The sequence below is a fragment of the Janthinobacterium sp. GW823-FHT03B06 genome (assembly GCF_058796955.1).
In genome coordinates this window covers 439,043-463,279 of record NZ_JBXAJE010000002.1, presented here as the reverse complement: position 1 = coordinate 463,279, position 24,237 = coordinate 439,043, and the positions used below count along the sequence as shown (strand labels likewise).

The following is a 24,237-nucleotide window of genomic DNA, read 5'->3' as shown; positions in this document are numbered from 1 at the left end:
GTGTACGCTGCCGTCACGCTCGTGCTGCACGAAGCCAGAGTGGCTGGCCGACAACATAAAACGCGGGCTCACATGTTTTATCGAGGGCAGTTTAGGCCTCCGATCTCTATCTGTCAATCATATCTTATGTCTTATATAAGACAGATAACCGCGTCTGTTTTACTGGACGCGGGCAGTGATTTGTGTTGAAATGTCGGACTATGAATTCCGCCTCGTCCAATCTGACCAACAATGCCACTGCTGCAAGCGGGGCGGTCAGTCCGACCGCGGGCACCCCGGCCACGCCCGTCCCCGCGGCGGCCAGTACGCCAGTCACCGTGACGGCCGCCAGCAATACCACTGCTTCCGCCGTGCCTGCAGTCACTGCTTCGCCCACCTTCAGTCCCCTGTACCAGCAGATCAAGGCGCTCATCACGCAAAGCCTGCAATCGGGCGAATGGAAACCGGGCGAACTCATTCCCAGCGAGGTCGAGCTGGCCGGCCGCTTCAAGGTCAGCCAGGGCACGGTGCGCAAGGCCATCGATGAACTGGCCGCCGAGAATCTCGTCATGCGCCGCCAGGGCAAGGGCACTTTCGTTTCCACCCACCATGAGGCGCGCGCGCATTTCCGCTTCCTGCGCCTGGTGCCGGACGAAGGCGTGCCGCATTATCCCGAAAGCAAATTCATCGAAGTCAAGCGCGTGCGCGCGCCGGCCGACGTGGCGCGCCTGATGGACTTGAAGTCCGGCGACGCCGTCATCTTCATCAAGCGTGTCCAGTATTTCGACGGCGTGCCGACCATCGTCGAAGAGCTGTGGCTGCCCGGCCTGATCTTCAAGGGTCTGACGGCCGAGCGCCTGGTGGAATACAAGGGACCCATGTACGGCCTGTTCGAAACGGAATTCGGCACGCGCATGATACGCGCGTCCGAGCAGATCCGCGCCGTGTGCGCCGACGCGGGCGCCGCGCAACTGTTGAATATCGACCTCGGCACGCCCTTGCTCAGTTCCGAGCGCGTGTCGTTTACCTACGGCGACAAGCCGGTCGAACTGCGCCGGGGCTTGTACCTGACCAGTCGCCACCATTATCAGAATGAACTCAGCTGAAGCTGCGGGGCGCCTGCGGGTGTCCGCACAAGCGGCAAGGCTGAAGTGCATCGCTTGCAAGATGCCTGCCGCAAGGCGGGCTACGGAGACAACGGAAAGCGCAGCGACAACATGGCCCGCCCCCGGCGGGCCGTGTTTTGCCAGCGATTCTGTAATTAAATTACGTGAACTACGGAAAGTAGCGCGGTATTTTGTAGTAAAAAACCATTTTGGTTATATGTAACAATAGATATTGGTATGGGTTGCGAAAATCGGCGAAAATCGCGGCTTCAATATTTAGTTGAAATTCAAAGGGGAGGTTTTTGTTATGTCTGAAGCCGTAAGAGAAGTACCAAAAAAAGAACGGCCGCAATTCCGTAACATTCATGTTACCGAATTGTCGAACTACCGTATGGCTGTCGGCGCCATCGTCTCGATCCTGCATCGCATCAGCGGTTTCATCATTTTCGCCTTGCTGCCATGCATACTGTACATGCTGGAACTGAGCCTGCGTTCCGAAATGTCCTATGCCTACTTCCAGGGCATCGCCTCGCACTGGTTCGTCAAGCTGATCACCCTGGGCCTGGTCTGGGCCTTCCTGCACCACTTCTGCGCCGGTATCCGTCACCTGTTCATGGATGTGCACGTTGCCATCGAAAAAGATTCGGCCCGCAAGACCGCGTCGTCCGTGCTGGTCGTGAGCCTGGTGTTGACGGCCTTGGTCGCTTTGAAACTGTTTGGAGTATTTTAAACATGGCAGACAATAATATCGGACCGAAACGCCTTGTCGTCGGTGCCCATTACGGCTTGCGCGACTGGCTGGCGCAACGCGTCACCGCCATCGTCATGGTGGCTTATGTGGCCATCCTGCTTATTTCTTTCCTGACCGGCAGCAACTTCAGCTATGAAGGCTGGGCCGGTCTGTTCGCACAGCAGTGGTTTAAATTGTTCAGCCTGGTGACCTTCGTCGCCCTGTTCTACCACGCATGGGTCGGCGTACGCGACATCTGGATGGACTACGTGAAAAGCGCTGGCCTCCGTCTGACCCTGCAAATTGCCACCATGCTGTGGTTGATCGCTTGTGCCGGCTGGACGGTACAGATACTCTGGAGTGTGTAATCGTGGCAGCATATAAATCTGCAATCCCTACCCGCCGCTTTGATGCGGTCATCGTTGGCGCCGGCGGTTCCGGCATGCGCGCGTCGTTGCAGCTGGCTGAAGCCGGTCTGAACGTCGCAGTTCTGTCGAAAGTCTTCCCGACCCGTTCGCACACCGTGGCAGCGCAGGGCGGTATCGGCGCGTCGCTCGGCAACATGGCCGAAGACAACTGGTTCTGGCACATGTTCGACACCGTCAAGGGCGGCGACTATCTGGGCGACCAGGATGCCATCGAATTCATGTGCCGCGAAGCACCGAAGGTCGTGTACGAACTGGAACACTTCGGCATGCCATTCGACCGCAACCCTGACGGCACCATCTATCAGCGTCCGTTCGGCGGCCACACGGCCCACTTCGGCGAAAAGCCGGTGCAGCGCGCCTGCGCGGCAGCCGACCGTACCGGTCACGCCCTGTTGCACACGCTGTACCAGCGCAACGTGCGCGCCCGTACGCACTTCTTCGTCGAATGGATGGCACTCGACCTGATCCGTGACGCCGAAGGCGACGTGATCGGTGTTGTTGCGCTGGAAATGGAAACCGGCGAATGCATGATCCTGGAAGCAAAGACGACGGTCATGGCAACGGGCGGCGCAGGCCGCATCTTCGCCGCGTCGACCAACGCCTTCATCAACACGGGCGACGGCATGGGCATGGCGGCGCGCGCCGGCCTGCCGCTGCAGGACATGGAATTCTGGCAGTTCCACCCGACCGGCGTGGCCGGTGCGGGCGTATTGATCACCGAAGGCGTGCGCGGCGAAGGCGGCATCCTGATCAATAGCGAAGGCGAACGCTTCATGGAGCGCTATGCACCGACCCTGAAGGATCTGGCGCCGCGCGACTTCGTTTCGCGTTCGATGGACCAGGAAATCAAGGAAGGCCGCGGCTGCGGTCCGAACAAGGACCACGTGATGCTGGACCTGCGCCATATCGGCGCCGACACCATCGCCAAGCGCCTGCCGTCGATCCTGGAAATCGGCCACAAGTTCGCCAACGTCGACGCCACCAAGGAACCGATTCCTGTCGTGCCGACGATTCACTACCAGATGGGCGGCATCCCGACGAACATCCACGGCCAGGTCGTCACCCCGACCGGTCCGGACAATTCGGCCAAGGTCGTCAACGGCCTGTACGCGATCGGCGAATGCGCCTGCGTCTCCGTGCACGGCGCCAACCGCCTGGGCACGAACTCGCTGCTCGACCTGGTGGTCTTCGGCCGCGCGGCCGGCAACCACATCGTCAACAGCGGCCTGAAAGCCAAGGAAAACAAGCCTTTGCCAGCCGATGCTGCCGACTTTGCCATGGGCCGCCTGGCGCGCCTGGAAAACTCGACCGGCACGGAAACCGTGCAGGGCGTGGCCAACGACATCCGCGCAACGATGCAGAAGTACTGCGGCGTGTTCCGTACCGACGAGATGCTGAACAAGGGCGTCGAAGAAATCATGAAGCTCGACGAGCGCCGCAAGCACGTCTCCTTCAAGGATAAATCGATGGTCTTCAACACGGCCCGCGTGGAAGCGCTGGAGCTGGACAACCTGATCGAAACGGCGAAAGCGACCATCGTTTCGGCAGCGGCCCGCAAGGAATCGCGCGGCGCGCACGCCCAGGACGACCACCCGCAACGCGACGACGAGAACTGGATGAAGCACACTCTGTGGTATTCGGAAGGCAACCGACTGGAATACAAGCCGGTCGTGACCAAGCCGCTGACGGTTGATACCTTCAAACCGAAACCACGTACTTTCTAAGGCTATACCATGGCACGCACTCTTAAATTCAAAATCTACCGCTACGATCCTGACCAGGATGCCAAGCCGTACATGCAAGACCTGACGGTCGAACTGAAAGACACCGACAAGATGCTGCTCGACGCACTGCAGCGCATCAAGGCGGACGTCGATGACTCGCTGGCCCTGCGCCGCTCGTGCCGCGAAGGCGTGTGCGGTTCGGACGCGATGAACATCAACGGCAAGAACGGCCTGGCATGCACCACCAACCTGAACGAACTGTCGGAGCCTATCGTGCTGCGTCCGTTGCCAGGCTTGCCGGTGATCCGCGACCTGATCGTCGACATGACGCAATTTTTCAAGCAGTACGATTCGATCAAGCCTTTCCTGATCAACGATTCGATCCCGCCTGAAAAAGAGCGCCTGCAATCGCCGGAACAGCGCGAAGAACTCGATGGCCTGTACGAGTGCATCCTGTGCGCATGCTGCTCCACGTCGTGCCCGTCGTTCTGGTGGAATCCGGACAAGTTCGTCGGCCCGGCCGGCCTGCTGCAAGCCTACCGCTTCATCGCCGATTCGCGCGACGAAGCCACGGGTGCGCGTCTGGACAACCTGGAAGACCCGTACCGCCTGTTCCGCTGCCATTCGATCATGAACTGCGTCGACGTCTGCCCGAAAGGGTTGAACCCGAACAAGGCGATCGGCAAGATCAAGGAATTGATGGTCCGCCGCGCGATCTGATCCTCCTGATCGCGTCCGCCGGGCGCCGTTTGCCGGAAGAGGGTATCCTCTCTTGCCTGCAGGCGGCGCCTGCAAAGCAGCACCGTGCCGCAAGGCACACGTAAAGTGGTAAACCAAATGACAGAATCAATTTTGTCCTCGCATCAGGCCGACCCGGCCAACCGCGCCCGCCTGCGCTGGCGTTCACGCCGTGGCCTGCTGGAAAACGACATTATCCTGACCCGTTTTCTCGATGCGTATGAAACCGAATTGACCGATGAAGAAGTTGACGCGCTGACGCGTTTGCTGGATTTATCGGACAATGCGTTAATGGATCTGGTACTGGCCCGTAAAGAGCCGGAAGGCGAAGTCGATCTGCCGCATGTGCGCGCACTGCTGCAACGACTGCGCATTGCCTAGACGCCTGGGCGATATATTGCAAACGGTGCGAGTGGCGCGCTGTAGCACTGCCGAATGCGGTGCGAATTGCAGCCAGAATTTTTGATTTTAATTTCGACTCACTCCCGAGAAGGAAGAGCCCATGAATATCTCTGACACAAAAGCTACCCTGTCGTTCTCCGATGGCAGCCCATCGCTTGAATTTCCAATCTACAAAGGCACGGTTGGCCCGGACGTCATCGACATCCGCAAACTGTACGCCGGTAGCGGCAAGTTCACCTACGACCCAGGCTTTATGTCGACGGCCGCCTGCAACTCGTCGATCACCTACATCGACGGCGACAAGGGCGAGCTGCTGTACCGTGGTTACCCGATCGAACAGTTGGCCGTCAACGCCGACTTCATGGAATCGTGCTACCTGCTGCTGAACGGCGAACTGCCGAACGCGGCGCAGAAGGCCAAGTTCGTCGACACCGTCACCAAGCACACGATGGTGCACGAACAGATGCAATTCTTCTTCCGCGGCTTCCGCCGCGACGCGCATCCGATGTCGGTCCTGGTGGGCACCGTCGGCGCGCTGGCATCGTTCTACCATGACTCGCTGGACATCAACGACCCGCGTCACCGCGAAGTGTCGGCCATCCGCCTGATCGCGAAGATGCCAACCCTGGTCGCCATGACCTACAAGTACTCGGTCGGCCAGCCGTTCGTGTACCCACGCAACGACCTGTCGTACAGCGCCAACTTCATGCACATGATGTTCGCCAACCCGTGCGAAGAGTACAAGGTCAACGACGTGCTGGTGCGCGCCCTGGACCGCATCCTGATCCTGCATGCGGACCACGAGCAAAACGCATCAACTTCGACCGTCCGTCTGGCCGGTTCGTCGGGCGCCAACCCGTTCGCCTGTATCGCTGCCGGTATCGCCTGCCTGTGGGGCCCTGCCCACGGCGGCGCCAACGAAGCGGCACTGAACATGCTGAAAGAAATCGGCACCGTCGAGAACATCCCTGCCTTCATCGCGCAAGTCAAGGACAAGAACTCGGGCGTCAAGCTGATGGGCTTTGGCCACCGCGTGTACAAGAACTTCGATCCACGCGCCAAGCTGATGCGTGAAACCTGCTACGAAGTGCTGCAAGAACTGGGTCTGCAAGACGATCCGCTGTTCAAGCTGGCGATGGAACTGGAAAAGATTGCACTGAACGACGAATACTTCGTGTCGCGCAAGCTGTACCCGAACGTCGACTTCTACTCGGGCATCGTGCAATCGGCGCTGGGCATCCCTGTATCGCTGTTCACCGGTATCTTCGCTATGGCCCGTACGATCGGCTGGATCGCCCAGTGGAACGAAATGATCGCCGACCCAGAGCAAAAGATCGGCCGTCCGCGCCAGCTGTTCGTCGGTTCGACCACGCGTGAAGTACTGCCACTGGACAAGCGTTAATCCACGGCGGTATCGAGCAAACAAAAAAACGGGCTTCGGCCCGTTTTTTTATGCGCGTGCCCGACGCAAGCCGGGGCCGCCGGGCTGTTATGCTCGCACTCTGACCAACAGGAAGCACAATGCGATGAATGAAGAAACCTGCGCCCCCAGCGGCGTGGCCCTCGGCGATACTGCATTTGGCTATACCTTGTCGCTGATCGGCGGGAAATACAAGATGCTGATCCTGTACGCGCTGGCGGAAAACAAGGTGCTGCGGCATAACGAACTCAAGCGCCATCTGGGCGGCATCGCCTTCAAGACCCTCAGCGTTGTACTGAAGGAGCTGGAAGCGGACGCGCTGATCGTCCGCAAGGAGTATCCGCAAGTGCCGCCCAAGGTGGAATACTCGCTCTCCAGCAAGGGGGACTCGCTGATCCCCGTGCTGCATACTCTCTGCGAGTGGGGCGAGCGGCACCAGCCGGTCTGATGCGGATGCACATGGCAAGGCGCTTTTCCATAGTCTAGTAGCTTACTTTTTGTATGGTATGGGTAGTTAATGTGCGTACTTGTGAAAAGTACCCAGCATGGCTATGCTGTTTCTGCCCTTGGAAGCGCGCGGCCACCTGCGGCGCGCCATGGGGCAGGGCATCGGCTTGCCTGCTTTCCTGAGAAGGCGGGGCCGGTGCGTCCCTCTCATTTTCAGGAAAGCAGCATGATGAAAACCCTTGTAATCGTCTTCCATCCCTCCATCGCCACGTCGGTGGCCAACAAGCGCTGGCTGCAGGAGCTGGCGCGGTATCCGGACCGCTATACCATCCACGACGTGCACCAGGCTTATCCTGACGGAAAGATCGATGTGGCGCGCGAGCAGGCGCTGGTGGAGGCGCACACCCACGTGGTCTTGCAGTTCCCCGTGTACTGGTTCAGCTGCCCGCCCTTGTTGAAGCAATGGCTCGACGAGGTGCTGGCGTATGGCTGGGCCTATGGCACGGGCGGCGATGCCTTCAGGGGCCGCAAGGTGGCGCTGGGCGTCACGGCAGGCATCCGCGAGGAAGACTTCACGCCGCAAGGCAAGTGGAACGTCACCCTGGCGCAGCTGCTGGCGCCGTTCGATGTCACCCTGGCGTATATCGGCGCCGACAATGGCCGCTTCTTTGCCTTCTATGGCGCGGAAGACGGGCCGAAGGAAACGGGCTATGCCGAACGGCTGGCGCGCAGCGCGCAAGAGTATGAGCGCTTCCTGGCCGCCTTGTAAGGCCGCTGGCGCGGCCTCAGTTCAAGGCCGCTTCCAGCTGGCGCAGCGCGACCTGTCTTCCTTCCAGCTGCAGGCTGGTGCCCTCATAGGGCTGGGGCATGACGATGCAGCGCGGCGCGTTGTGCTTGAGGATGCCGCCCCAGTGGGCGACCCTGGCGCCGGCCTGGCGGCGGATCGCCTCGACCGTGGCGCCGCTGGCGAGGATGCGGGCTTGCGGAAAGGCTAGCCGCAGCACACCCAGACCGAAATACGCTTGCGGTTCGGCCGCGCTGATATAGATGGTGATCAGGCGCTTGCCGCTGGCGGCGATGGTGTGCGCTAACTGCGCCGCATCGTCGCGCAGGAACTGGGCGTTGACGAGGATGGCGTCGGCCACGCCGCTCAGCAGCAGCGAAGTGGACGGTGCGCGGCCCAGTACATCGAGCTGGAAGGTTTCCAAGGTACGGGAGGGAAGGGCGGCGCGTGCAAACATATTATTCTTTCTGCATTAGGTGCTCATGTCGCATATTATCCTTTCGACCAGGCGCGACAAATAGGGTAGATTGCAATACTTAGTTGCATGGATCGGATGAATCAAGGGAGTAGCGCATGGACCGTATCACCGCCGCACAAGTATTCGTCGCCATCGCCGAGCGGGGCAGCATGGTGGCCGCCAGCGAGGCGCTCGACATGTCGCGCGCCATGGTGACGCGCTACCTGGCCGAAATGGAAGAGTGGGCGGGGGCGCGCCTGTTGCATCGCACCACGCGCCGCCTGAGCCTGACGGATGCGGGCGACGCCACCCTGGCGCGCTGCCGGCAGATGCTGGAAGTGGCCGGCGCCATGGCCGTCACCTCGCCCGAGGGCGTCGACACGCCGCACGGCTTGTTGCGCATCACCTGCTCGCAATCCTTGGCGCAGACGGCGCTCGCTGGCGCAGTGACCGCTTACCTGCGGCGCTACCCGCGCGCCGCCGTCGACCTGCAGATGGAGAACCGCGCCGTCAACCTGGTGGAACAGCGCATCGACCTGGCGATCCGCATCACGAACGCGCTTGAACCGAACCTGATCGCGCGCCAGCTGGCCAGCTGCGCGTCAGTGGTGTGCGCCGCACCATCGTACCTGGCGGCGCACGGCACGCCGCGCCGGGCGCAAGACCTGGCCTTGCACAACTGCCTGACCTATACGTATTTCGGCAAGAGCCTGTGGCAATTTACGCATGACGGGGAAGCGCTCACTGTCCCCGTCAGCGGCCGTTTGTCGGCGAATGAGTCGCTGGTCCTGCTGGTGGCCACGGTGGCGGGGGCGGGCATCGCCATGCAGCCGCGCTATTCGGCCGCGCCGCTGATCGCCAGCGGACAGCTGGTGGAACTGCTGCCCGCTTACGTGCCGCAGGACATGGGCATCTATGGTGTCTACACTTCGCGCCAGCACATGTCGCCGCTGCTGCGCACCATGCTCGACTTCCTGGTCGAGTGGTTTGCCGGCGATGCCGATTGGCTGGCGGCCATCGCGGCGGGGCCGTTGCCGGGCAGACCAGTCGGGCGCAAGCGGCACGCCGGCAGGTCCGCCGATGTGCCGTAAGCACAACAGTGACAGGCTTGCAAGCCCGGGAAAATCAACAACACAGCTTACATTTGCTTGCCAAATAAAATTCAACTTGCAGTTGTTGCGTTACAATACCGCGTGCTATTCTAAATGACGGTATGCAGAATGCTGGTGCAATAAAAAAGCCCTTCCCCACAACTTGATGTGCAATCCGCTAACCGGTCAGGCCGTGTCGCGGAAGGTTAGATTAACCCGCTAATTCCTCGCGAAGCGCGAAGAAAGGTGAGCAATATATGCAGCAATTAACGACCAACTCCTACCTGTTCGGTGGGAATGCTCCGTACGTGGAAGACCTGTACGAGGCGTATCTGAACAATCCAGGCTCGGTACCCGATAACTGGCGTTCCTACTTCGACGCAATGCAGCACGTGCCTGCCGTCGATGGCACCAACAAGCCTGACGTGGCACATGCCTCCGTCGTCGCCTCGTTCGCCGAGCGCGCAAAAGCAGGTCCGATCCGCACAGTGACCGCTTCCTTCGATGCTGAAATGGGCCGCAAGCGCGTCGCCGCCACGCAGCTGATCGCCGCTTACCGCTACCTCGGTTCGCACTGGGCCAACCTGGATCCGCTGCAACGCCAGGAACGTCCGATGATCCCTGAGCTCGAGCCGAGCTTCTACGGTTTCACCGATGCGGACATGGACACCGTGTTCAACATCAGCAATACCTATTTTGGCCCCGAGACCGCCACCCTGCGCGATCTGCTCAACTATCTGCGCGATACCTATACGCGTTCGATCGGCGCCGAATTCATGTACATCTCCGATCCGGCCGAAAAGCGCTGGCTGCAAGAGAAACTGGAATCGATCCGCTCCACCCCGAATTTCACCCCAGAGAAAAAAATCCACATCCTCGACCGCCTCACCGCGGCTGAAGGCCTGGAACGCTATCTGCACACCCGCTACGTGGGCCAGAAGCGCTTCTCCCTGGAAGGCGGCGAGACCTTCATCGCCTCGATGGATGAAACCATCCAGCGCGCCGGCGAAAAAGGCGTGCAGGAAATCGTGATCGGCATGGCCCACCGCGGCCGCCTGAACGTGCTGGTGAACACCCTGGGCAAGGCGCCGCAGGAACTGTTCGAAGAATTCGAAGGCAAGCATGGCGACGACCTGCCAGCCGGCGACGTGAAATACCATCAAGGCTTCTCGTCGGACATCTCCACCGCGGGCGGCCCGGTCCACCTGTCGCTGGCGTTCAACCCGTCGCACCTGGAAATCGTCAACCCTGTGGTCGAAGGTTCCGTCAAGGCCCGCATGGATCGCCGCGGCGACGCGCAGGGCGCGCAAGTGCTGCCTATCCTGGTGCACGGCGATGCCGCTTTCGCCGGCCAGGGCGTGGTCATGGAAACGCTGAATCTGGCGCAAACCCGCGGCTACCATACCGGCGGCACGGTGCATATTGTGATCAACAACCAGATCGGTTTCACCACCTCGGATCCGCGCGATGCCCGCTCGACCCTGTACTGCTCGGACGTCGTCAAGATGATCGAAGCACCGGTCCTGCACATCAACGCCGATGATCCGGAAGCCGTGGTACTGGCGACGCAGATCGCGCTCGACTACCGCATGGAATTCAAGAAGGACATCGTCCTCGACATCATCTGCTACCGCAAGCTTGGCCACAACGAGCAAGATACGCCGGCACTGACGCAGCCGCTGATGTACAAGAAGATCGGCCAGCATCCAGGCACCCGCAAGCTGTACGCGGACAAGCTGGTGGCGCAAGGCGTGATCCCTGCCGATGGCGGCGACAAGATGGTGGCCGCGTTCCGCGACGCCATGGACGCCGGCAAGCACACCGTCGATCCGGTCATCTCGAACTTCAAGAACAAGTACGCCGTCGACTGGCTGCCGTTCCTGAACAAGAAATGGACCGATTCGGCCGACACCGCCGTGCCGATGACGGAACTGAAACGCCTGGCCACCCGCATCACCACTGTGCCGGAAGACTTCAAGGTCCACTCGCTGGTGGAAAAAGTGCTGGGCGACCGCGCCACCATGGGCCGCGGCGAAATGAACCTGGACTGGGGCATGGGCGAACACCTGGCCTACGCATCGCTGGTATCGTCCGGCTACGCCATCCGCCTGACGGGCCAGGATGCCGGCCGCGGCACCTTCGTGCACCGCCACGCCGTGCTGCATGACCAGAACCGCGAACGTTGGGATGCAGGCACCTACATTCCGCTGCAAAACGTGTCGGACAACCAGGCGCCGTTCACCGTCATTGACTCGGTGCTGTCCGAAGAGGCCGTACTGGCCTTCGAATACGGCTACTCGACCGCTGAACCGAACACCCTGACGATCTGGGAAGCCCAGTTCGGCGACTTCGCCAACGGCGCGCAAGTGGTGATCGACCAATTCATCAGCTCCGGCGAAGTGAAGTGGGGCCGCGCTTCGGGCCTGGTCATGATGCTGCCGCACGGTTACGAAGGCCAGGGGCCTGAGCACTCGTCCGCGCGTCCCGAGCGTTTCCTGCAGCTGTGCGCAGACAACAACATGCAAGTGGTGCAGCCGACGACGGCTTCGCAGATCTTCCATTTGCTGCGCCGCCAGATGGTGCGCCAGTTCCGCAAGCCGCTGGTCATCCTGACGCCGAAGTCGCTGCTGCGCAACAAGGATGCCGGTTCGCCGCTGACCGACCTGGCCAAGGGCGGTTTCCAGACCGTCATCGGCGAAGTCGACGACAAAATCGACGCCAAGAAAGTCAAGCGCGTGGTCGCCTGCTCGGGCAAGGTCTACTACGACCTGGTCAACGCACGCAAGACCCGCGGTCAGACCGACACGGCCATCGTGCGCCTGGAACAGCTGTATCCGTTCCCGCACAAGTCGTTCGCTGCTGAACTGAAGAAGTTCCCGAATCTGGTCGAAGTCGTCTGGGCACAGGACGAGCCGCAAAACCAGGGCGCCTGGTTCCAGATCCAGCACAACATCTTCGAAGGCCTGGAATCGGGTCAGCGTCTGGCCTACGCCGGCCGTCCTGCTTCGGCGTCGCCTGCTGTCGGTTACTATGACAAGCACTACGCCCAGCAAAAAGACCTGCTGGAAACGGCATTCTCGAAGCTGAAAGGTTTTATCCTGACCAAGTAAGTGGCTCGATAAGGGGCGCCATGCGAGTGCATGGCGCCTGCTCGCATACATCATGACGGAGCGCCGCCCTTGCTACGCAGGGGCGGCGCCGCAATAACAAAATAAACGGAGTTTTACATGGCACAAATCGAAGTCAAAGTTCCCCAGTTGTCGGAATCGGTTGCGGAAGCGACCTTGCTGGCATGGCACAAGAAAGTCGGCGAAGCAGTCGCGCGCGACGAAAACATGATCGACATCGAAACCGATAAAGTAGTGCTGGAACTGCCGGCGCCGGCCGCTGGCGTGATCGTGCAAATCATCAAGGATAACGGCGCTACCGTCGTTGCCGGCGAAGTCATCGCCATCATCGATACCGACGGCTCGGCCAAGGTCAGCCCGATGGAAGTCTCCGCCGTGCCTGCGCCAGCCCTGGCTGCCGCTGCCCAAGATACCGCCAGTGCTTCGGCGCCAGCTGCTGCGACCAAAGGCGATGTCGCCATGCCTGCCGCCGCCAAGATCCTGTCCGAAAAAGGCCTGTCCGCCGGCGACGTCGCCGGTTCGGGCAAAGACGGCCGCGTGACCAAGGGCGACGCCCTGGCCGCTTCCGCCAAGCCAGCCGTTGCGCCGCTGGCGCCAGCCGCTGCCAAGCCGGCGCTGCAACAAGTTGCCACGCCGTCGGCCGCCAACCTGGGCGACCGCCCTGAAGAGCGCGTGCCGATGAGCCGCCTGCGCGCACGTATCGCCGAGCGCCTGCTGCAATCGCAATCGACGAACGCCATCCTGACCACGTTCAACGAAGTGAACATGCAGCCGGTCATCGACCTGCGCAACAAGTACAAGGACAAGTTCGAGAAAGAGCACGGCGTCAAGCTGGGCTTCATGTCCTTCTTCGTCAAGGCCGCCGTCGCCGCCCTGAAAAAGTACCCGATCATCAACGCTTCCGTTGACGGCAACGACATCGTTTACCACGGCTACTTCGACATCGGTATCGCCGTCGGTTCGCCGCGCGGCCTGGTCGTGCCTATCATCCGCAACGCGGACCAGCTGTCGATCGCCGACATCGAGAAAAAAATCGGTGAATTCGGCGCGAAAGCCAAGGAAGGCAAGCTGACCCTGGACGACCTGACGGGCGGTACGTTCTCGATCTCGAACGGCGGCACCTTCGGCTCCATGCTGTCGACCCCGATCATCAACCCGCCGCAATCGGCCATCCTGGGCGTGCATGCGACCAAGGACCGCGCCGTCGTCGAAAACGGCCAGATCGTGGTGCGTCCGATGAACTACCTGGCCATGTCCTACGACCACCGCATCATCGACGGCCGCGAAGCCGTCCTGGGCCTGGTGGCGATGAAAGAAGCGCTGGAAGATCCTGCACGCCTGCTGCTGGACCTGTAAGCACTGTAGTCCCCCGGCGTAGCCGCCGGGGCAATGTAGCTGATACCCCTTGCCAGAAGACGCAGCTGGCTGATCTCAATGAAAGAGGATTCCTATGAACATCTCTGAAGAAATCAAGCGTCTGCACGAGTTGCACCTGGCGGGCGCCCTGAGCGACGCGGAATTCGCGCAAGCGAAAGCCAAGCTCCTGAGCAATATCAACCTGGACAAGCCGGACAGCACGTCCGGCGCCGGTGCCGCTGCCGGCCCGGCGAACGACCTGGTGCAGGAATTCAACCGCCTGCGCCGTTCGCGCGACGACCGCTGGCTTGGCGGCGTCTGCGGCGGCCTGGGCCGCGCTTCCGGCATGGAAGCGTGGATCTGGCGCCTCGTCTTCGTCCTGTTTACATTGACCTTCGGCTTCGGCGTGGTGATTTACCTTCTATTGTGGATTTTCGTACCAGACGAAGAGATTGGAATAACAAAACATGAGTACTAAACAATTTGACGTAGTTGTCATCGGTGCGGGCCCTGGCGGCTACATCGCCGCCATCCGCGCAGCGCAGCTGGGCTTTTCCGTCGCTTGCGTCGACGAGTGGTCGAACGCCAAGGGCGGCGCCGCTCCTGGCGGTACCTGCACCAACGTCGGCTGCATCCCGTCGAAAGCGCTGCTGCAATCGTCCGAGCATTTCGAACACGCGGGCCACAGCTTCGCCGAGCACGGCATCGACGTCGCCGGCCTGAAGCTGAACCTGGGCCAGATGCTCAAGCGCAAAGACACCGTCGTCAAGCAGAACAACGACGGCATCCTGTACCTGTTCAAGAAGAACAAGATCGCCTTCTTCCACGGCCGCGCCGCTTTCGCTGCCGCCGCCGCTGGCGCGTATGAAATCAGCGTGACGGGCGAAGCCAACGAAACCTTGTCGGCCAAGCACGTGGTCATCGCCACGGGTTCGAACGCGCGCGAACTGCCGGGCGCGCCATTCGACGAGAAGCTGATCCTGTCGAACACGGGCGCACTGGCCATCGACGCCGTACCCGCCAAGCTGGGCGTCATCGGCGCCGGCGTGATCGGCCTGGAAATGGGCAGCGTCTGGCGCCGCCTGGGTTCCGACGTCACCGTGCTCGAAGGCCTGCCGGTCTTCCTGGGCGCCGTCGACGAGCAGATCGCCAAGGAAGCGTCGAAGCTGTTCACCAAGCAAGGCTTGAAGATCAACCTCGGTTGCAAGATCGGTACGATCACGCCAGGCAAGAAAGACGTCACCGTGGAATTCGTGGACGCCAAGGGCGAAGCGCAAAAAGCCGTGTTCGACAAGCTGATCATCTCGATCGGCCGCACGCCGAACACGAACGGCCTGGGCGCAGACAAGGTCGGCCTGCAGCTGGACGAGCGCGGCTTCATCGCCGTTGACGGCGACTGCAAGACCAACCTGCCGAACGTGTGGGCGGTGGGCGACGTCGTGCGCGGCCCGATGCTGGCGCACAAGGCCGAAGAAGAAGGCGTTGCCGTGGCCGAGCGTATCGCCGGCCAGCATGGTCACACCAACTTCAACACGATTCCTTGGGTAATCTACACCTCGCCGGAAATCGCGTGGGTCGGCAAGACCGAGCAAACCCTGAAGGCCGAAGGCATCGCCTACAAGGCCGGCACCTTCCCGTTCATGGCCAACGGCCGTGCGCGCGCGCTGGGCGACACCTCGGGCATGGTGAAATTCCTGGCCGATGCGACCACCGATGAAATCCTCGGCGTGCACATCGTCGGCCCGATGGCGTCCGAACTGATTTCCGAAGCCGTCGTGGCGATGGAATTCAAGGCCTCGGCCGAAGACATCGCGCGCATCTGCCACGCGCACCCATCGCTGTCCGAAGCGACCAAGGAAGCGGCACTGGCGGTTGACAAGCGTACCTTGAACTTCTAATTGTAGTTAGTCCAGCAGGGGCGCTCGCGGATTTTTTCCGCCGGCGCCCTTGTGCGTTAAAGCGAATCCCATGAACGTAGAAGAGTTTTACCAGCACGCGTTGCAGAAGCGTGATTTCAAGGCCGACGCCGCCCAGCGGCGCGCGGTCGACCGCCTGCAGCTGTGCTATGACGAGTGGGTGGCCTACAAGGGCCAGCGCTCGAGCACCTTCAAGCGTCTGATCAACCGTCCCGCCGTGCCGAAGGGCGTGTACATGTGGGGCGGGGTGGGGCGCGGCAAATCGTTCTTGATGGACAGTTTTTACTCGGTCGTGCCCCTGGTGCGCAAGACGCGATTGCACTTCCACGAATTCATGCGCGGCGTGCACCAGCAGCTCGATGAATTGAAAGGCGTGGCCGATCCGCTCGACGAGGTGGCCAAGCGCATCGCCAAGAAATACCGCCTGATCTGTTTCGATGAATTCCACGTCTCGGACATCGCCGACGCGATGATCCTGTACAACCTGCTGTCGGCCCTGTTCGCCAATGGCGTGTCCTTCATCATGACCTCGAATTACGACCCCGACCTGCTGTATCCGGACGGCCTGCACCGCGACCGCATGCTGCCGACCATCGCGCTGCTCAAGGACAAGCTCGACGTGATCAACGTCGACGCGGGCGTCGATTACCGCGGCCGCGCGCTGGAGCAGGTGGAGAGTTACTACACGCCGCTGGGCGCGGACACGGACCGGGCCCTGCGCGACGCCTACACGCGCATCGCCGAGACGGCCGACGAAGATGCGCGCATCCGCATCGAAAGCCGCGAAATCCACTGCCTGCGCCGCGCCGGCGGCATCATCTGGTTCGATTTCGCCACCTTGTGCGGCGGGCCCCGCTCGCAGAATGACTACCTGGAAATCGCCAGCCGCTTCCATACGGTGATATTGTCCGGCATACCGGCCATGTCGGCGGCGCAGTCGTCCGAGGCACGCCGCTTCACCTGGCTGATCGACGTGTTTTACGACCAGAAGGTCAAGCTGATCATGTCGGCCGAAGTGCCGCCTGATGAGCTGTACACGAACGGCATGCTGGCCAACGAGTTTCACCGCACCGTTTCGCGTATCATCGAGATGCAATCGCGCGAATACATGGAAAAAGAACAGCGCGGCGCGGCCGACGCGATCGTTTGAGGCAGGGATAAGGAACATGATGGCAAATACACTATACAAGCTGGGTGCGGCGCTGGGCCTGGTTCTGGCGTTGTCCGCCTGCGCGCACAAGGGTGCCGCGGCATTGGATGAGGTCGGCGCACCGCAGGTGCCCGCCACCTTGTCCGTGGAAGAGGCGGACGCCAAGCTGAAGCAGTCGGCCAGCGAGCGCGAAGCGGCGGAAAACGAGTTTGCCGCGCGCGAAATCGAGTGCTACAACAAGTTTTTCGTGAATAATTGCCTCGACAAGGCCAAGGAAAAGCGCCGCCTGATCCTCGTGCGCCTGCGCGCCATCGACGCGGAAGCGAATTATTTCAAGCGCGCCGAGTCCGTGCGCCTGCGCGATATCGACCTGGCCAGGACGCAGGAAAGCGCGCGCCTTGATGCCGAGCAGCGGGCCGCGGCCGTGCCCAAGCCCGTGAAAGTGGTCACGCCCGATCCGGCGCCGCCCAAGCCGCAAGGCAAGAGCGTTGCCGAACGCGAGGCTGAGCAAGCGGCGAAAGTGGCGAAACAAGCCGCCGACGATGCGGCCGAGGCGCCGCGCCGCGCCGCCCGCGAAGCAGCCTATGCGAAGAAACAGGCTGACGCCGTGGCGCGTCAGAAACGCGTGGCCCAGCGCCTGGCCGAGCGCCAGGCCGAAGCCGATGCCAAGGCCGCCAAGGCAGCCGCCGCTGCCAGCGCGCCGGCGGCTGCCGTGCCTGTGCCGCCGGTCAAATAACACCGCCGCGCAGGGGCACGCCGGAAATGGCGTGCCCTAACGCGCGCGGCAGGTTAAACTATGCACCATGGCTGCCTGCGCGCGCCGCGCCGGTTTCCCAACACTGTTACCAACACTGCCTGGAACGCAACACATGAGCGATGCACAGCAAATAGAGCGGCGCCTGATTGAACTCAACGTGGAGCACCGCGACCTCGATGCCGTCATCGAGTTGCTGATACTCGATGGCCACCATGATGAGCTGCAGCTGCGCCGCCTGAAAAAGCGCAAATTGCAATTGAAGGATCACATCACCTTGCTGAAAATGCAGTTGGTGCCCGACGTTCCCGCCTGAGGGGCGCCAGTAGCGTCCAGTCCAGCCTTCACCTAAGTATATTTTGACCGATCACAATTTATTGCCAGTAAACCCGGATGGCCAGCCGACCGATCTGCAAGCCAGTCCGCCGGCCGAACCGCAGGCGGCGCCTGGCAAACACGATGCCGACATCGAGCGCCTGTTTGGCGCCGGCGGCCCGCTCGGTCCGGCCGTGGGCAGCTACAAGCCGCGCCGTTCGCAAACGGACATGGCCAAGGCCATCGCCAGCGCCATCGACAGCCAGACGACCCTGATCGCCGAGGCGGGCACGGGCACCGGCAAGACCTTCGCCTACCTGGTACCGGCCCTGATGTGGGGCGGCAAGACTATTGTTTCCACCGGCACCAAGAACTTGCAGGATCAATTGTTCCTGCGCGATATCCCCACCGTACGCGCCGCGCTGCAGGCGCCCGTCTCCGTCGCCCTGCTGAAGGGTCGCTCGAACTACGTCTGCCACTATCACCTGGAACGCACGCTGCAGAACGGGCGCATGACCTCGCGCGACGACGTGGGCCATCTGCGCGAAATTTCGCGCTTCATCAAGATGACCAGCTCCGGCGACAAGGCCGAACTGACCAAGGTGCCGGAAAACGCCATGATCTGGAACCTGGTGACGTCCACGCGCGACACCTGCATGGGTGCCGAGTGCCAGTATTACCAGGATTGCTTCGTCATGAAGGCCCGCAAGGAAGCGCAGCAGGCCGACGTGGTGGTGGTCAACCACCATTTGTTCTTTGCCGACGTGGCCCTGAAAGACACGGGCGTGGCGGAATTGCTGCCTTCGGCCAATACCATCATCTTCGATGAGGCGCACCAGCTGCCCGATACGGCCACTTTGTTCTTCGGTAACACAGTGTCGACCTCGCAAATCCTGGAACTGTGCCGCGACGTGCTGGCCGAGGGGCTCGCGCACGCGCGCGGCATCGACTGGGCCAAGACCGTCACCGTGGTGGAAAAGGCGGCGCGCGACCTGCGTTTGACGTTCCCGCAGGATATCGTGCGCCTGTCCCTGCCGCAGATCGCCCCGTCGAGCGACTTCTTCCCCGCGCTCGACACTCTCAAGGATGAGCTTGACGGCATGGTGGCCGTGCTGGAAACGCAGGCGGAACGGGCGGAGACGCTGGAACAGTGCCGTGTGCGCGGCGTCGAACTGGCGCAGCAGCTGAGCGGCTGGAAGTTCGATCCGAAGGCGAAAGTAGCGGCAGGCGAAGAAGCCGTGTTCTGGGTAGAAGCGTTTTCCAGCTCTTTGCAGTTGCATAAAACGCCATTGTCGATCGCGCCGATCTTCAACAACCAGCGCGAAGGCACGCCGCGCAGCTGGATATTCACGTCGGCCACCCTGGCCGTGAAAAACGATTTCAAGCATTTTTCCGAGCAGATGGGCTTGACGGGCGAACCGTCGCACACGTGGCCGAGCCCGTTCGACTATGGCCAGCAAGGCTTGCTGTTCGTGCCGCAAAACCTGCCGCAACCGAACTCGCTGGGCTACACGGACGCCGTCATCGACTGCGCCTTGCCCATCATCGAGGCGGCGGGCGGGCGCACCTTCTTCCTGTGCACTACCTTGCGCGCCGTCAAGCGGGCCGCCGAGCGCCTGGCCGACGAATTCAGGCAGCGCGGCCTGAACTTTCCCCTGTTCGTGCAGGGAGAAAGGGGCCGCACGGAATTGCTCGATCAGTTCCGCGCGGCCGGCAATGGCGTGCTGATCGGTAGCCAGAGCTTCTGGGAAGGCGTCGACGTGCGCGGCGATGCCTTGTCCCTGGTGATCATCGACAAGCTGCCGTTCGCGCCGCCGGACGACCCGGTGCTGGCCGCGCGCATCGAAGTGATGGAAAAGCAGGGCAAGAATGGCTTTATGCACCACTCGCTGCCGGAAGCCATCATCAACCTGAAGCAGGGCGCGGGCCGGCTGATCCGCGACGAGGGCGACCGGGGCGTGCTGATGATTTGCGATCCGCGCCTCATCTCCAAGCCATACGGCAAGCGCATCTGGCAAAGCCTGCCGCCGTTCAAGCGCACGCGTGACACGGCTGAAGTGGTCGAGTTCTTCCGCAACCTGCCCGCCAAGGACGCCTAGCCTTGCTTGCCGGCGCCATCCGCGCGCCGGCTTATTTCCCTTTGTTATCAAGCGAGTAGTGTTTTTCGCGCGCTGCGTGCCTGCGCGCCCGGCATGCCAGAAAGCGGCGCGATCACGCCATTTTCTGGCATTGTGACGCGTGTCCAGGACGCCAGACACATCTTTGTGCCAGCGCAAACAGTCTTGTTGCCGGGCAGTCTACAGTGAGCTCATGCCTTGCAGGATGAGGCGCGGCGATGGCAGGGCCGCACGGGGAACAGGGGGATGCCATGGAGATCCGCTACGGCTGTTTCTTGAGTTATGCACACGGCCAATATGCGTTCATGAACAAGTTCAAGAATGACCTCATCGAGGCGCTGGCGTGCTATCTGGAGCCGCACCTCGACCGCGAGGAAGTCCTGTTCATCGACAGCGAGCAACTGGGCGGCGGCGACGATATCGACCAGCGCGTGGCGCGCGCCATGTGCCAGAGCGTCTGCATGATCGTGCTGTACACGCCGAGATATGAAGCGCATGGCTATACGCGGCGCGAATTTGCCGCCATGCAGCTGATCGAACAGGAGCGCCGCGCCTGGTATGAGCTGCCCAGCCACCTGATCATTCCCATCATCATGACGCGCCATCCGGACGGCTTGCCGCCGCAAATCACGGAGTCGGGTCTGTACGTCGATTTTTCCGGCTATACGCTGGCCAGCGGCGACCTGAAGTCGAATCCGCAATACCTGCCCGACATCGAACGCATCGTGCAGCGCATCGCCACGCATTACCACTTGCTCAAGCGGTCAACACCGCCCGGCCACGATTGCAGCCGTTTCGTGTTGCCCGATATTCCACCGGAATGGCGCGCCATTCCGCCTCCCCACTTTCCACGTTAATCACGTAAAAGGTCCCGTCATGGAATGCCAACGCCTCTCCCTGCCACCTTTGAGCGCCCCTGGCGAAGTCGTCACCTTCTATTCCTACAAGGGCGGCACCGGCCGCACCATGGCTCTGTCGAACATCGCCGTCCTGCTGGCGCGCCGTGAAAACGCCAGCGTGCCCGTGCTGATGCTGGACTGGGACATGGAAGCGCCGGGCCTGCACCATTATTTCGAGCAGCACGAGGAGCGGCCGGGCGTGCTCGAGTTCTTCGAGGCGTGCCGCCAGCAGATCGAGCGTATCAGCCTGGAAACGGCGGGCGCGCGCGCTGGCGGGCAGGCCGGTGGGCGCGAAGATGGGGGCCGCGAGGACGCGGCGCTGGCCCAGCGCGTGCTCGACGCCATCGACTGGCAGCAGTACGTGGTGCGCGTCGACCAGGGCAGTCCCCTGTACCTGATGCGCGCGGGGCGCTTCGACGCCAGCTACAGCGAGCGCCTGGCGCAGATGCGCTGGGACCAGCTGTTCGACAGCTGCCCGGCCCTGTTCCGCTGCTTTGCCGATACCCTGGCCCAGCATTTCCGCTATGTGCTCGTCGATTCGCGCACGGGGCGCACGGACAGCGCCGGCATCTGCACCACCTTGCTGCCGAAAAAGCTGGTGGTGGTCTTCACGCCGAACCGGCAAAGCCTGGAAGGCGTCGACGCGCTCGTCACGCGGGCCATCGAGTACCGCCGCAGCCATGAAGATGAACAGCGTCCGCTGCTCGTGTACCCCTTGCCGTCGCGCATAGAAATGGGCGACGGGGCGCAGCGTGCCGAGTGGCGCCGCGGCGACGCACACAAGGGCATCGCCGGTTTTCAGCCCATGTTCGAGCGCCTGCTGCGCACGTCCTACGGCTTGCCGCAGATCGCCCTCGACAGCTATTTCGACGAAGTCCAGCTGCAGCAGACGAAAACCTTTGCCTATGGCGAGCAGCTGGCCGTGCGCATCGACCAGGGCGGCGACCGCTTTTCCCTCACGCGCACCTTCGAAGCCTTTTTGCACTGGCTGACGGGCGGCTATTTCCCCTGGCAGTCGAGCCGCGAAATCGCCTTGCTGGGCGCCATCAGCGAAGCGCGCCAGGCCTTGCAGCTGGAACCGGGCCGCGCCGTGGCCCTGCCGCTGGCGCGCGATCTGGCCCGTCTGGGCGAGCTGTACCGCAAGGATGGACGCAGCGCGCAGGCGCTCGACGCCTTTCGCCAGAGCGTCGAGATCCGCGTGCGCCTGCTGGGCGAGGAGCATCCCGACAGCCTGGCGTGCAAGAGCGGCATGGCACGCCTGCTGCGCCAGCTGGGCAAGCTCGATGAAGCGCGCTTCCTGGAAGAAGACGTGCTCGACGTGCGCGAGCGCGTGCTGGGCAGCGAGCATCCCGATACCCTGGCCGCCCGGGCTTGCCTGGCGAAAACCCTGTTGCTGCAGGGCGAGCTGGCGGCGGCGCTGCTGCTGCAGGATACGGTGCTGGCCACCTATGTGCGCCAGCTGGGCGGCGAGCATCCGCTGACCCTGGAAGCGATGGATGGCCGCGCCGCCACCTTGCTGCGCATGGGCAGGCTGGCGCAGGCGCGGCAATTGCTGGGCACGGTGGTGGCGGCGCGCGAGCGCCTGTTTGGCGCCGAGCATGGCGATACCTTGCGCAGCAAGCTGGCCCTGGCGCAGGCGCTGGGACGCGAAGGCGACCTGGAGGGCGCGCGGCGCCTGCTCGCCGCCGTGCTCGGGGTGCAGGAGCGGCGCCTGGGCAGCGACCATGCGGCCACGCTGTCCACGCGCGACTTGCTGGCCGATATCGTGGCCGGGCAGGGCGACTGGGCCGGCGCGCGCCAGCTGCACGAAGACCAGGTGGCCGCGCGCGAGCGCACGCGCGGGCTCGACCATCCGGAGACCCTGATGAGCCAGCGCAAGCTGGCCGAGGCGCTGCTGCGGCGCGGTGAACTCGATGCGGCGCGCAGCGTGCAGGAGCAGGTGCTGGAAGTGCATGCGCGCCTGCTGGGCGAAGACCACCTCGATACCTTGCACAGCAAGAAGCAACTGGCCGGCACCCTGCAGCAGCAGGGCGACAGCGAGGCGGCGCGCCTGCTGGAAGACGCCGTGCTCAGCGGCAGCGACCGGCTCTTGAATGCGCCCGTCACGGGGCATGCGGACAGCGTGCTCGACGGTGCGCGGCATTTGCAGGAAACCATCCTGGCCGGCCGCGCCAACGAACAGGATGCGGCCGAGCCGGACACCCTGGCCAGCATGATCTCGATGTTGCAAGGCATGATCGAACGGGAACAGTATGCGCAGGCGGGCGAACTGGCCGAACATTTGAAGTCTTGCCTGCTGCGCCCGGGCGTGCCGGGCAAGCTGCGCAGGCGCGGCATGGCGCAGCTGAAAAGAATGTACAAGTTGCAAGGCGACCTGAATGCCTTGCTGGCCTTGCAGGAGGATGAGGTGCAGGCGCTGGAAGGGGCGCTGTCGGAAGCGCGCATCGAGCAGCGCTGAGCTTGCGCGCCAGGTTCGCGCGGCGGCACAAAAAATGCTGCCTATCGGCGTGCGGCATGCGCAGTGTGGGCATTGCTTCAGGTAAAATCTCGTTATGAGAATCCTTATCAGTAACGACGACGGTTACCTGGCGCCAGGCCTGGCGGCCCTGGCCGACGCGCTCGCGCCCATTGCCGACATCGTGGTGGTGGCGCCCGACAGCAACCGTTCGGGCGCGTCCAATTCGCTGTCGCTGGACCGGCCCCTGTCCGTGCACAAGGCCGCCAACGGCTTTTATTTTGTCAACGGCACCCCCACCGACTGCGTGCACGTGGCGTTGACGGGCATGCTCATCGAGCGCCCCGACCTGGTGGTCTCGGGCATCAACAACGGCCCCAACATGGGTGACGACACCCTGTATTCGGGCACCGTGGCCGCCGCCACGGAAGGCTATCTGTTCGGCATTCCCTCCATCGCCTTTTCCCAGTCGCAGTTCGGCTGGGCCAATTTGGACGCGGCTGCCCGCGTGGCGCGGGAAATCGTCGAGCGCCAGTTCGACGCCCTGCAGAAACCGTATTTGCTGAACGTGAATATCCCCGCCATTCCTTACGAGCAATTGCAAGGCATGGCGGCCACGCGCCTGGGCAAGCGCCATTCGGCCGAGCCCGTCATCCGCGCGCTCGACCCGCGTGGCCGTGAAATCTTCTGGATCGGCCCCGCCGGCGCGGCCAAGGAAGGCGGTCCGGGCACGGACTTCCATGCTGTTGAACATGGACAAGTATCGATCACGCCGCTGCAGATCGACCTGACCCATACCACCCAACTCGATGCGCTGGCGAAAGGCCTGGCATGACCGCTC

The 24,237-nt window shown here is 62.3% G+C and carries 22 protein-coding genes; 21 read left to right on the top strand and 1 reads right to left on the bottom strand.

Features of this window, described 5'->3' with window-relative positions; all coding sequences use genetic code 11:
* The first annotated feature begins 200 nt into the window (after nucleotides 1–200).
* From AC1RBA_RS08050 to AC1RBA_RS08010, 9 genes are all read left to right on the top strand, one after another.
* On the top strand, nucleotides 201–1,085 hold the full coding sequence (locus AC1RBA_RS08050; RefSeq protein ID WP_083286946.1) for a GntR family transcriptional regulator: 885 nt from the start codon (nucleotides 201–203) through the stop codon (nucleotides 1,083–1,085).
* 307 nt (nucleotides 1,086–1,392) lie between these two features.
* Entirely contained in the window at nucleotides 1,393–1,815 is a 423-nt protein-coding gene (gene sdhC, locus AC1RBA_RS08045) for a succinate dehydrogenase, cytochrome b556 subunit (protein WP_034752080.1), read from the top strand.
* 2 nt (nucleotides 1,816–1,817) lie between these two features.
* Nucleotides 1,818–2,183 carry a succinate dehydrogenase, hydrophobic membrane anchor protein gene (gene sdhD, locus AC1RBA_RS08040; protein ID WP_034752078.1) on the top strand — a complete coding sequence of 122 codons (366 nt, stop codon included), beginning with the start codon at nucleotides 1,818–1,820 and terminating at the stop codon, nucleotides 2,181–2,183.
* Between the two features lie 2 nt (nucleotides 2,184–2,185).
* Nucleotides 2,186–3,967 (top strand): succinate dehydrogenase flavoprotein subunit, encoded by a 1,782-nt coding sequence (gene sdhA / locus AC1RBA_RS08035; protein ID WP_070219191.1) that lies wholly within the window; start codon nucleotides 2,186–2,188, stop codon nucleotides 3,965–3,967.
* A gap of 9 nt (nucleotides 3,968–3,976) precedes the next feature.
* The gene (locus tag AC1RBA_RS08030) at nucleotides 3,977–4,687 is read left to right on the top strand and encodes a succinate dehydrogenase iron-sulfur subunit (RefSeq protein ID WP_034752075.1); all 711 of its coding nucleotides are present in this window, start codon (nucleotides 3,977–3,979) and stop codon (nucleotides 4,685–4,687) included.
* Between the two features lie 117 nt (nucleotides 4,688–4,804).
* A complete protein-coding gene (locus AC1RBA_RS08025) occupies nucleotides 4,805–5,086 on the top strand; it encodes an FAD assembly factor SdhE (RefSeq protein ID WP_034752073.1) in 282 nt (93 codons plus the stop codon).
* Between the two features lie 121 nt (nucleotides 5,087–5,207).
* The gene (gltA, locus tag AC1RBA_RS08020) at nucleotides 5,208–6,509 is read left to right on the top strand and encodes a citrate synthase (protein WP_034752071.1); all 1,302 of its coding nucleotides are present in this window, start codon (nucleotides 5,208–5,210) and stop codon (nucleotides 6,507–6,509) included.
* 124 nt (nucleotides 6,510–6,633) lie between these two features.
* Nucleotides 6,634–6,975, top strand: coding sequence for a winged helix-turn-helix transcriptional regulator (locus AC1RBA_RS08015; RefSeq protein WP_070219192.1), 342 nt, complete (start codon nucleotides 6,634–6,636; stop codon nucleotides 6,973–6,975).
* Between the two features lie 225 nt (nucleotides 6,976–7,200).
* Nucleotides 7,201–7,743: an NAD(P)H-dependent oxidoreductase gene (locus AC1RBA_RS08010; RefSeq protein ID WP_492417543.1), complete on the top strand. Its 543-nt coding sequence runs from the start codon at nucleotides 7,201–7,203 to the stop codon at nucleotides 7,741–7,743.
* Nucleotides 7,744–7,759: 16 nt separating this feature from the next.
* Here the strand turns inward: AC1RBA_RS08010 and AC1RBA_RS08005 are convergent, their stop codons facing one another.
* Nucleotides 7,760–8,215, bottom strand: coding sequence for an MBL fold metallo-hydrolase (locus AC1RBA_RS08005; RefSeq protein ID WP_141749843.1), 456 nt, complete (start codon nucleotides 8,213–8,215; stop codon nucleotides 7,760–7,762).
* Nucleotides 8,216–8,331: 116 nt separating this feature from the next.
* Between AC1RBA_RS08005 and AC1RBA_RS08000 the strand changes: the two genes are divergently transcribed.
* The 12 genes from AC1RBA_RS08000 (at nucleotide 8,332) to surE (ending at nucleotide 24,231) form a co-directional block, all read left to right on the top strand.
* Complete coding sequence (locus AC1RBA_RS08000) at nucleotides 8,332–9,306, top strand: LysR family transcriptional regulator (RefSeq protein WP_492417541.1); 975 nt, start codon at nucleotides 8,332–8,334, stop codon at nucleotides 9,304–9,306.
* Between the two features lie 257 nt (nucleotides 9,307–9,563).
* A complete protein-coding gene (locus AC1RBA_RS07995) occupies nucleotides 9,564–12,416 on the top strand; it encodes a 2-oxoglutarate dehydrogenase E1 component (protein ID WP_046685725.1) in 2,853 nt (950 codons plus the stop codon).
* Between the two features lie 117 nt (nucleotides 12,417–12,533).
* Nucleotides 12,534–13,790 (top strand): 2-oxoglutarate dehydrogenase complex dihydrolipoyllysine-residue succinyltransferase, encoded by a 1,257-nt coding sequence (gene odhB / locus AC1RBA_RS07990; RefSeq protein WP_070219196.1) that lies wholly within the window; start codon nucleotides 12,534–12,536, stop codon nucleotides 13,788–13,790.
* 94 nt (nucleotides 13,791–13,884) lie between these two features.
* Complete coding sequence (locus tag AC1RBA_RS07985; protein WP_070219197.1) at nucleotides 13,885–14,268, top strand: PspC domain-containing protein; 384 nt, start codon at nucleotides 13,885–13,887, stop codon at nucleotides 14,266–14,268.
* Nucleotides 14,258–15,688, top strand: coding sequence for a dihydrolipoyl dehydrogenase (gene lpdA, locus AC1RBA_RS07980; protein WP_121670126.1), 1,431 nt, complete (start codon nucleotides 14,258–14,260; stop codon nucleotides 15,686–15,688). Before AC1RBA_RS07985 ends, lpdA begins: the two co-directional genes overlap by 11 nt.
* A gap of 70 nt (nucleotides 15,689–15,758) precedes the next feature.
* Nucleotides 15,759–16,856, top strand: coding sequence for a cell division protein ZapE (gene zapE, locus AC1RBA_RS07975; protein WP_070219199.1), 1,098 nt, complete (start codon nucleotides 15,759–15,761; stop codon nucleotides 16,854–16,856).
* 16 nt (nucleotides 16,857–16,872) lie between these two features.
* Nucleotides 16,873–17,592 carry a hypothetical protein gene (locus AC1RBA_RS07970; protein WP_205602269.1) on the top strand — a complete coding sequence of 240 codons (720 nt, stop codon included), beginning with the start codon at nucleotides 16,873–16,875 and terminating at the stop codon, nucleotides 17,590–17,592.
* 133 nt (nucleotides 17,593–17,725) lie between these two features.
* The gene (locus tag AC1RBA_RS07965; RefSeq protein ID WP_034752051.1) at nucleotides 17,726–17,926 is read left to right on the top strand and encodes a YdcH family protein; all 201 of its coding nucleotides are present in this window, start codon (nucleotides 17,726–17,728) and stop codon (nucleotides 17,924–17,926) included.
* A gap of 43 nt (nucleotides 17,927–17,969) precedes the next feature.
* Nucleotides 17,970–20,024, top strand: a complete 2,055-nt coding sequence (yoaA, locus tag AC1RBA_RS07960) for a DNA repair helicase YoaA (RefSeq protein ID WP_492417539.1) — start codon at nucleotides 17,970–17,972, stop codon at nucleotides 20,022–20,024.
* Nucleotides 20,025–20,293: 269 nt separating this feature from the next.
* Nucleotides 20,294–20,899, top strand: a complete 606-nt coding sequence (locus AC1RBA_RS07955; RefSeq protein ID WP_492418131.1) for a toll/interleukin-1 receptor domain-containing protein — start codon at nucleotides 20,294–20,296, stop codon at nucleotides 20,897–20,899.
* A gap of 19 nt (nucleotides 20,900–20,918) precedes the next feature.
* Nucleotides 20,919–23,399, top strand: a complete 2,481-nt coding sequence (locus AC1RBA_RS07950; RefSeq protein WP_492417537.1) for a tetratricopeptide repeat protein — start codon at nucleotides 20,919–20,921, stop codon at nucleotides 23,397–23,399.
* 94 nt (nucleotides 23,400–23,493) lie between these two features.
* Nucleotides 23,494–24,231, top strand: a complete 738-nt coding sequence (gene surE, locus AC1RBA_RS07945) for a 5'/3'-nucleotidase SurE (RefSeq protein WP_070219202.1) — start codon at nucleotides 23,494–23,496, stop codon at nucleotides 24,229–24,231.
* Nucleotides 24,232–24,237: the final 6 nt, after the last annotated feature.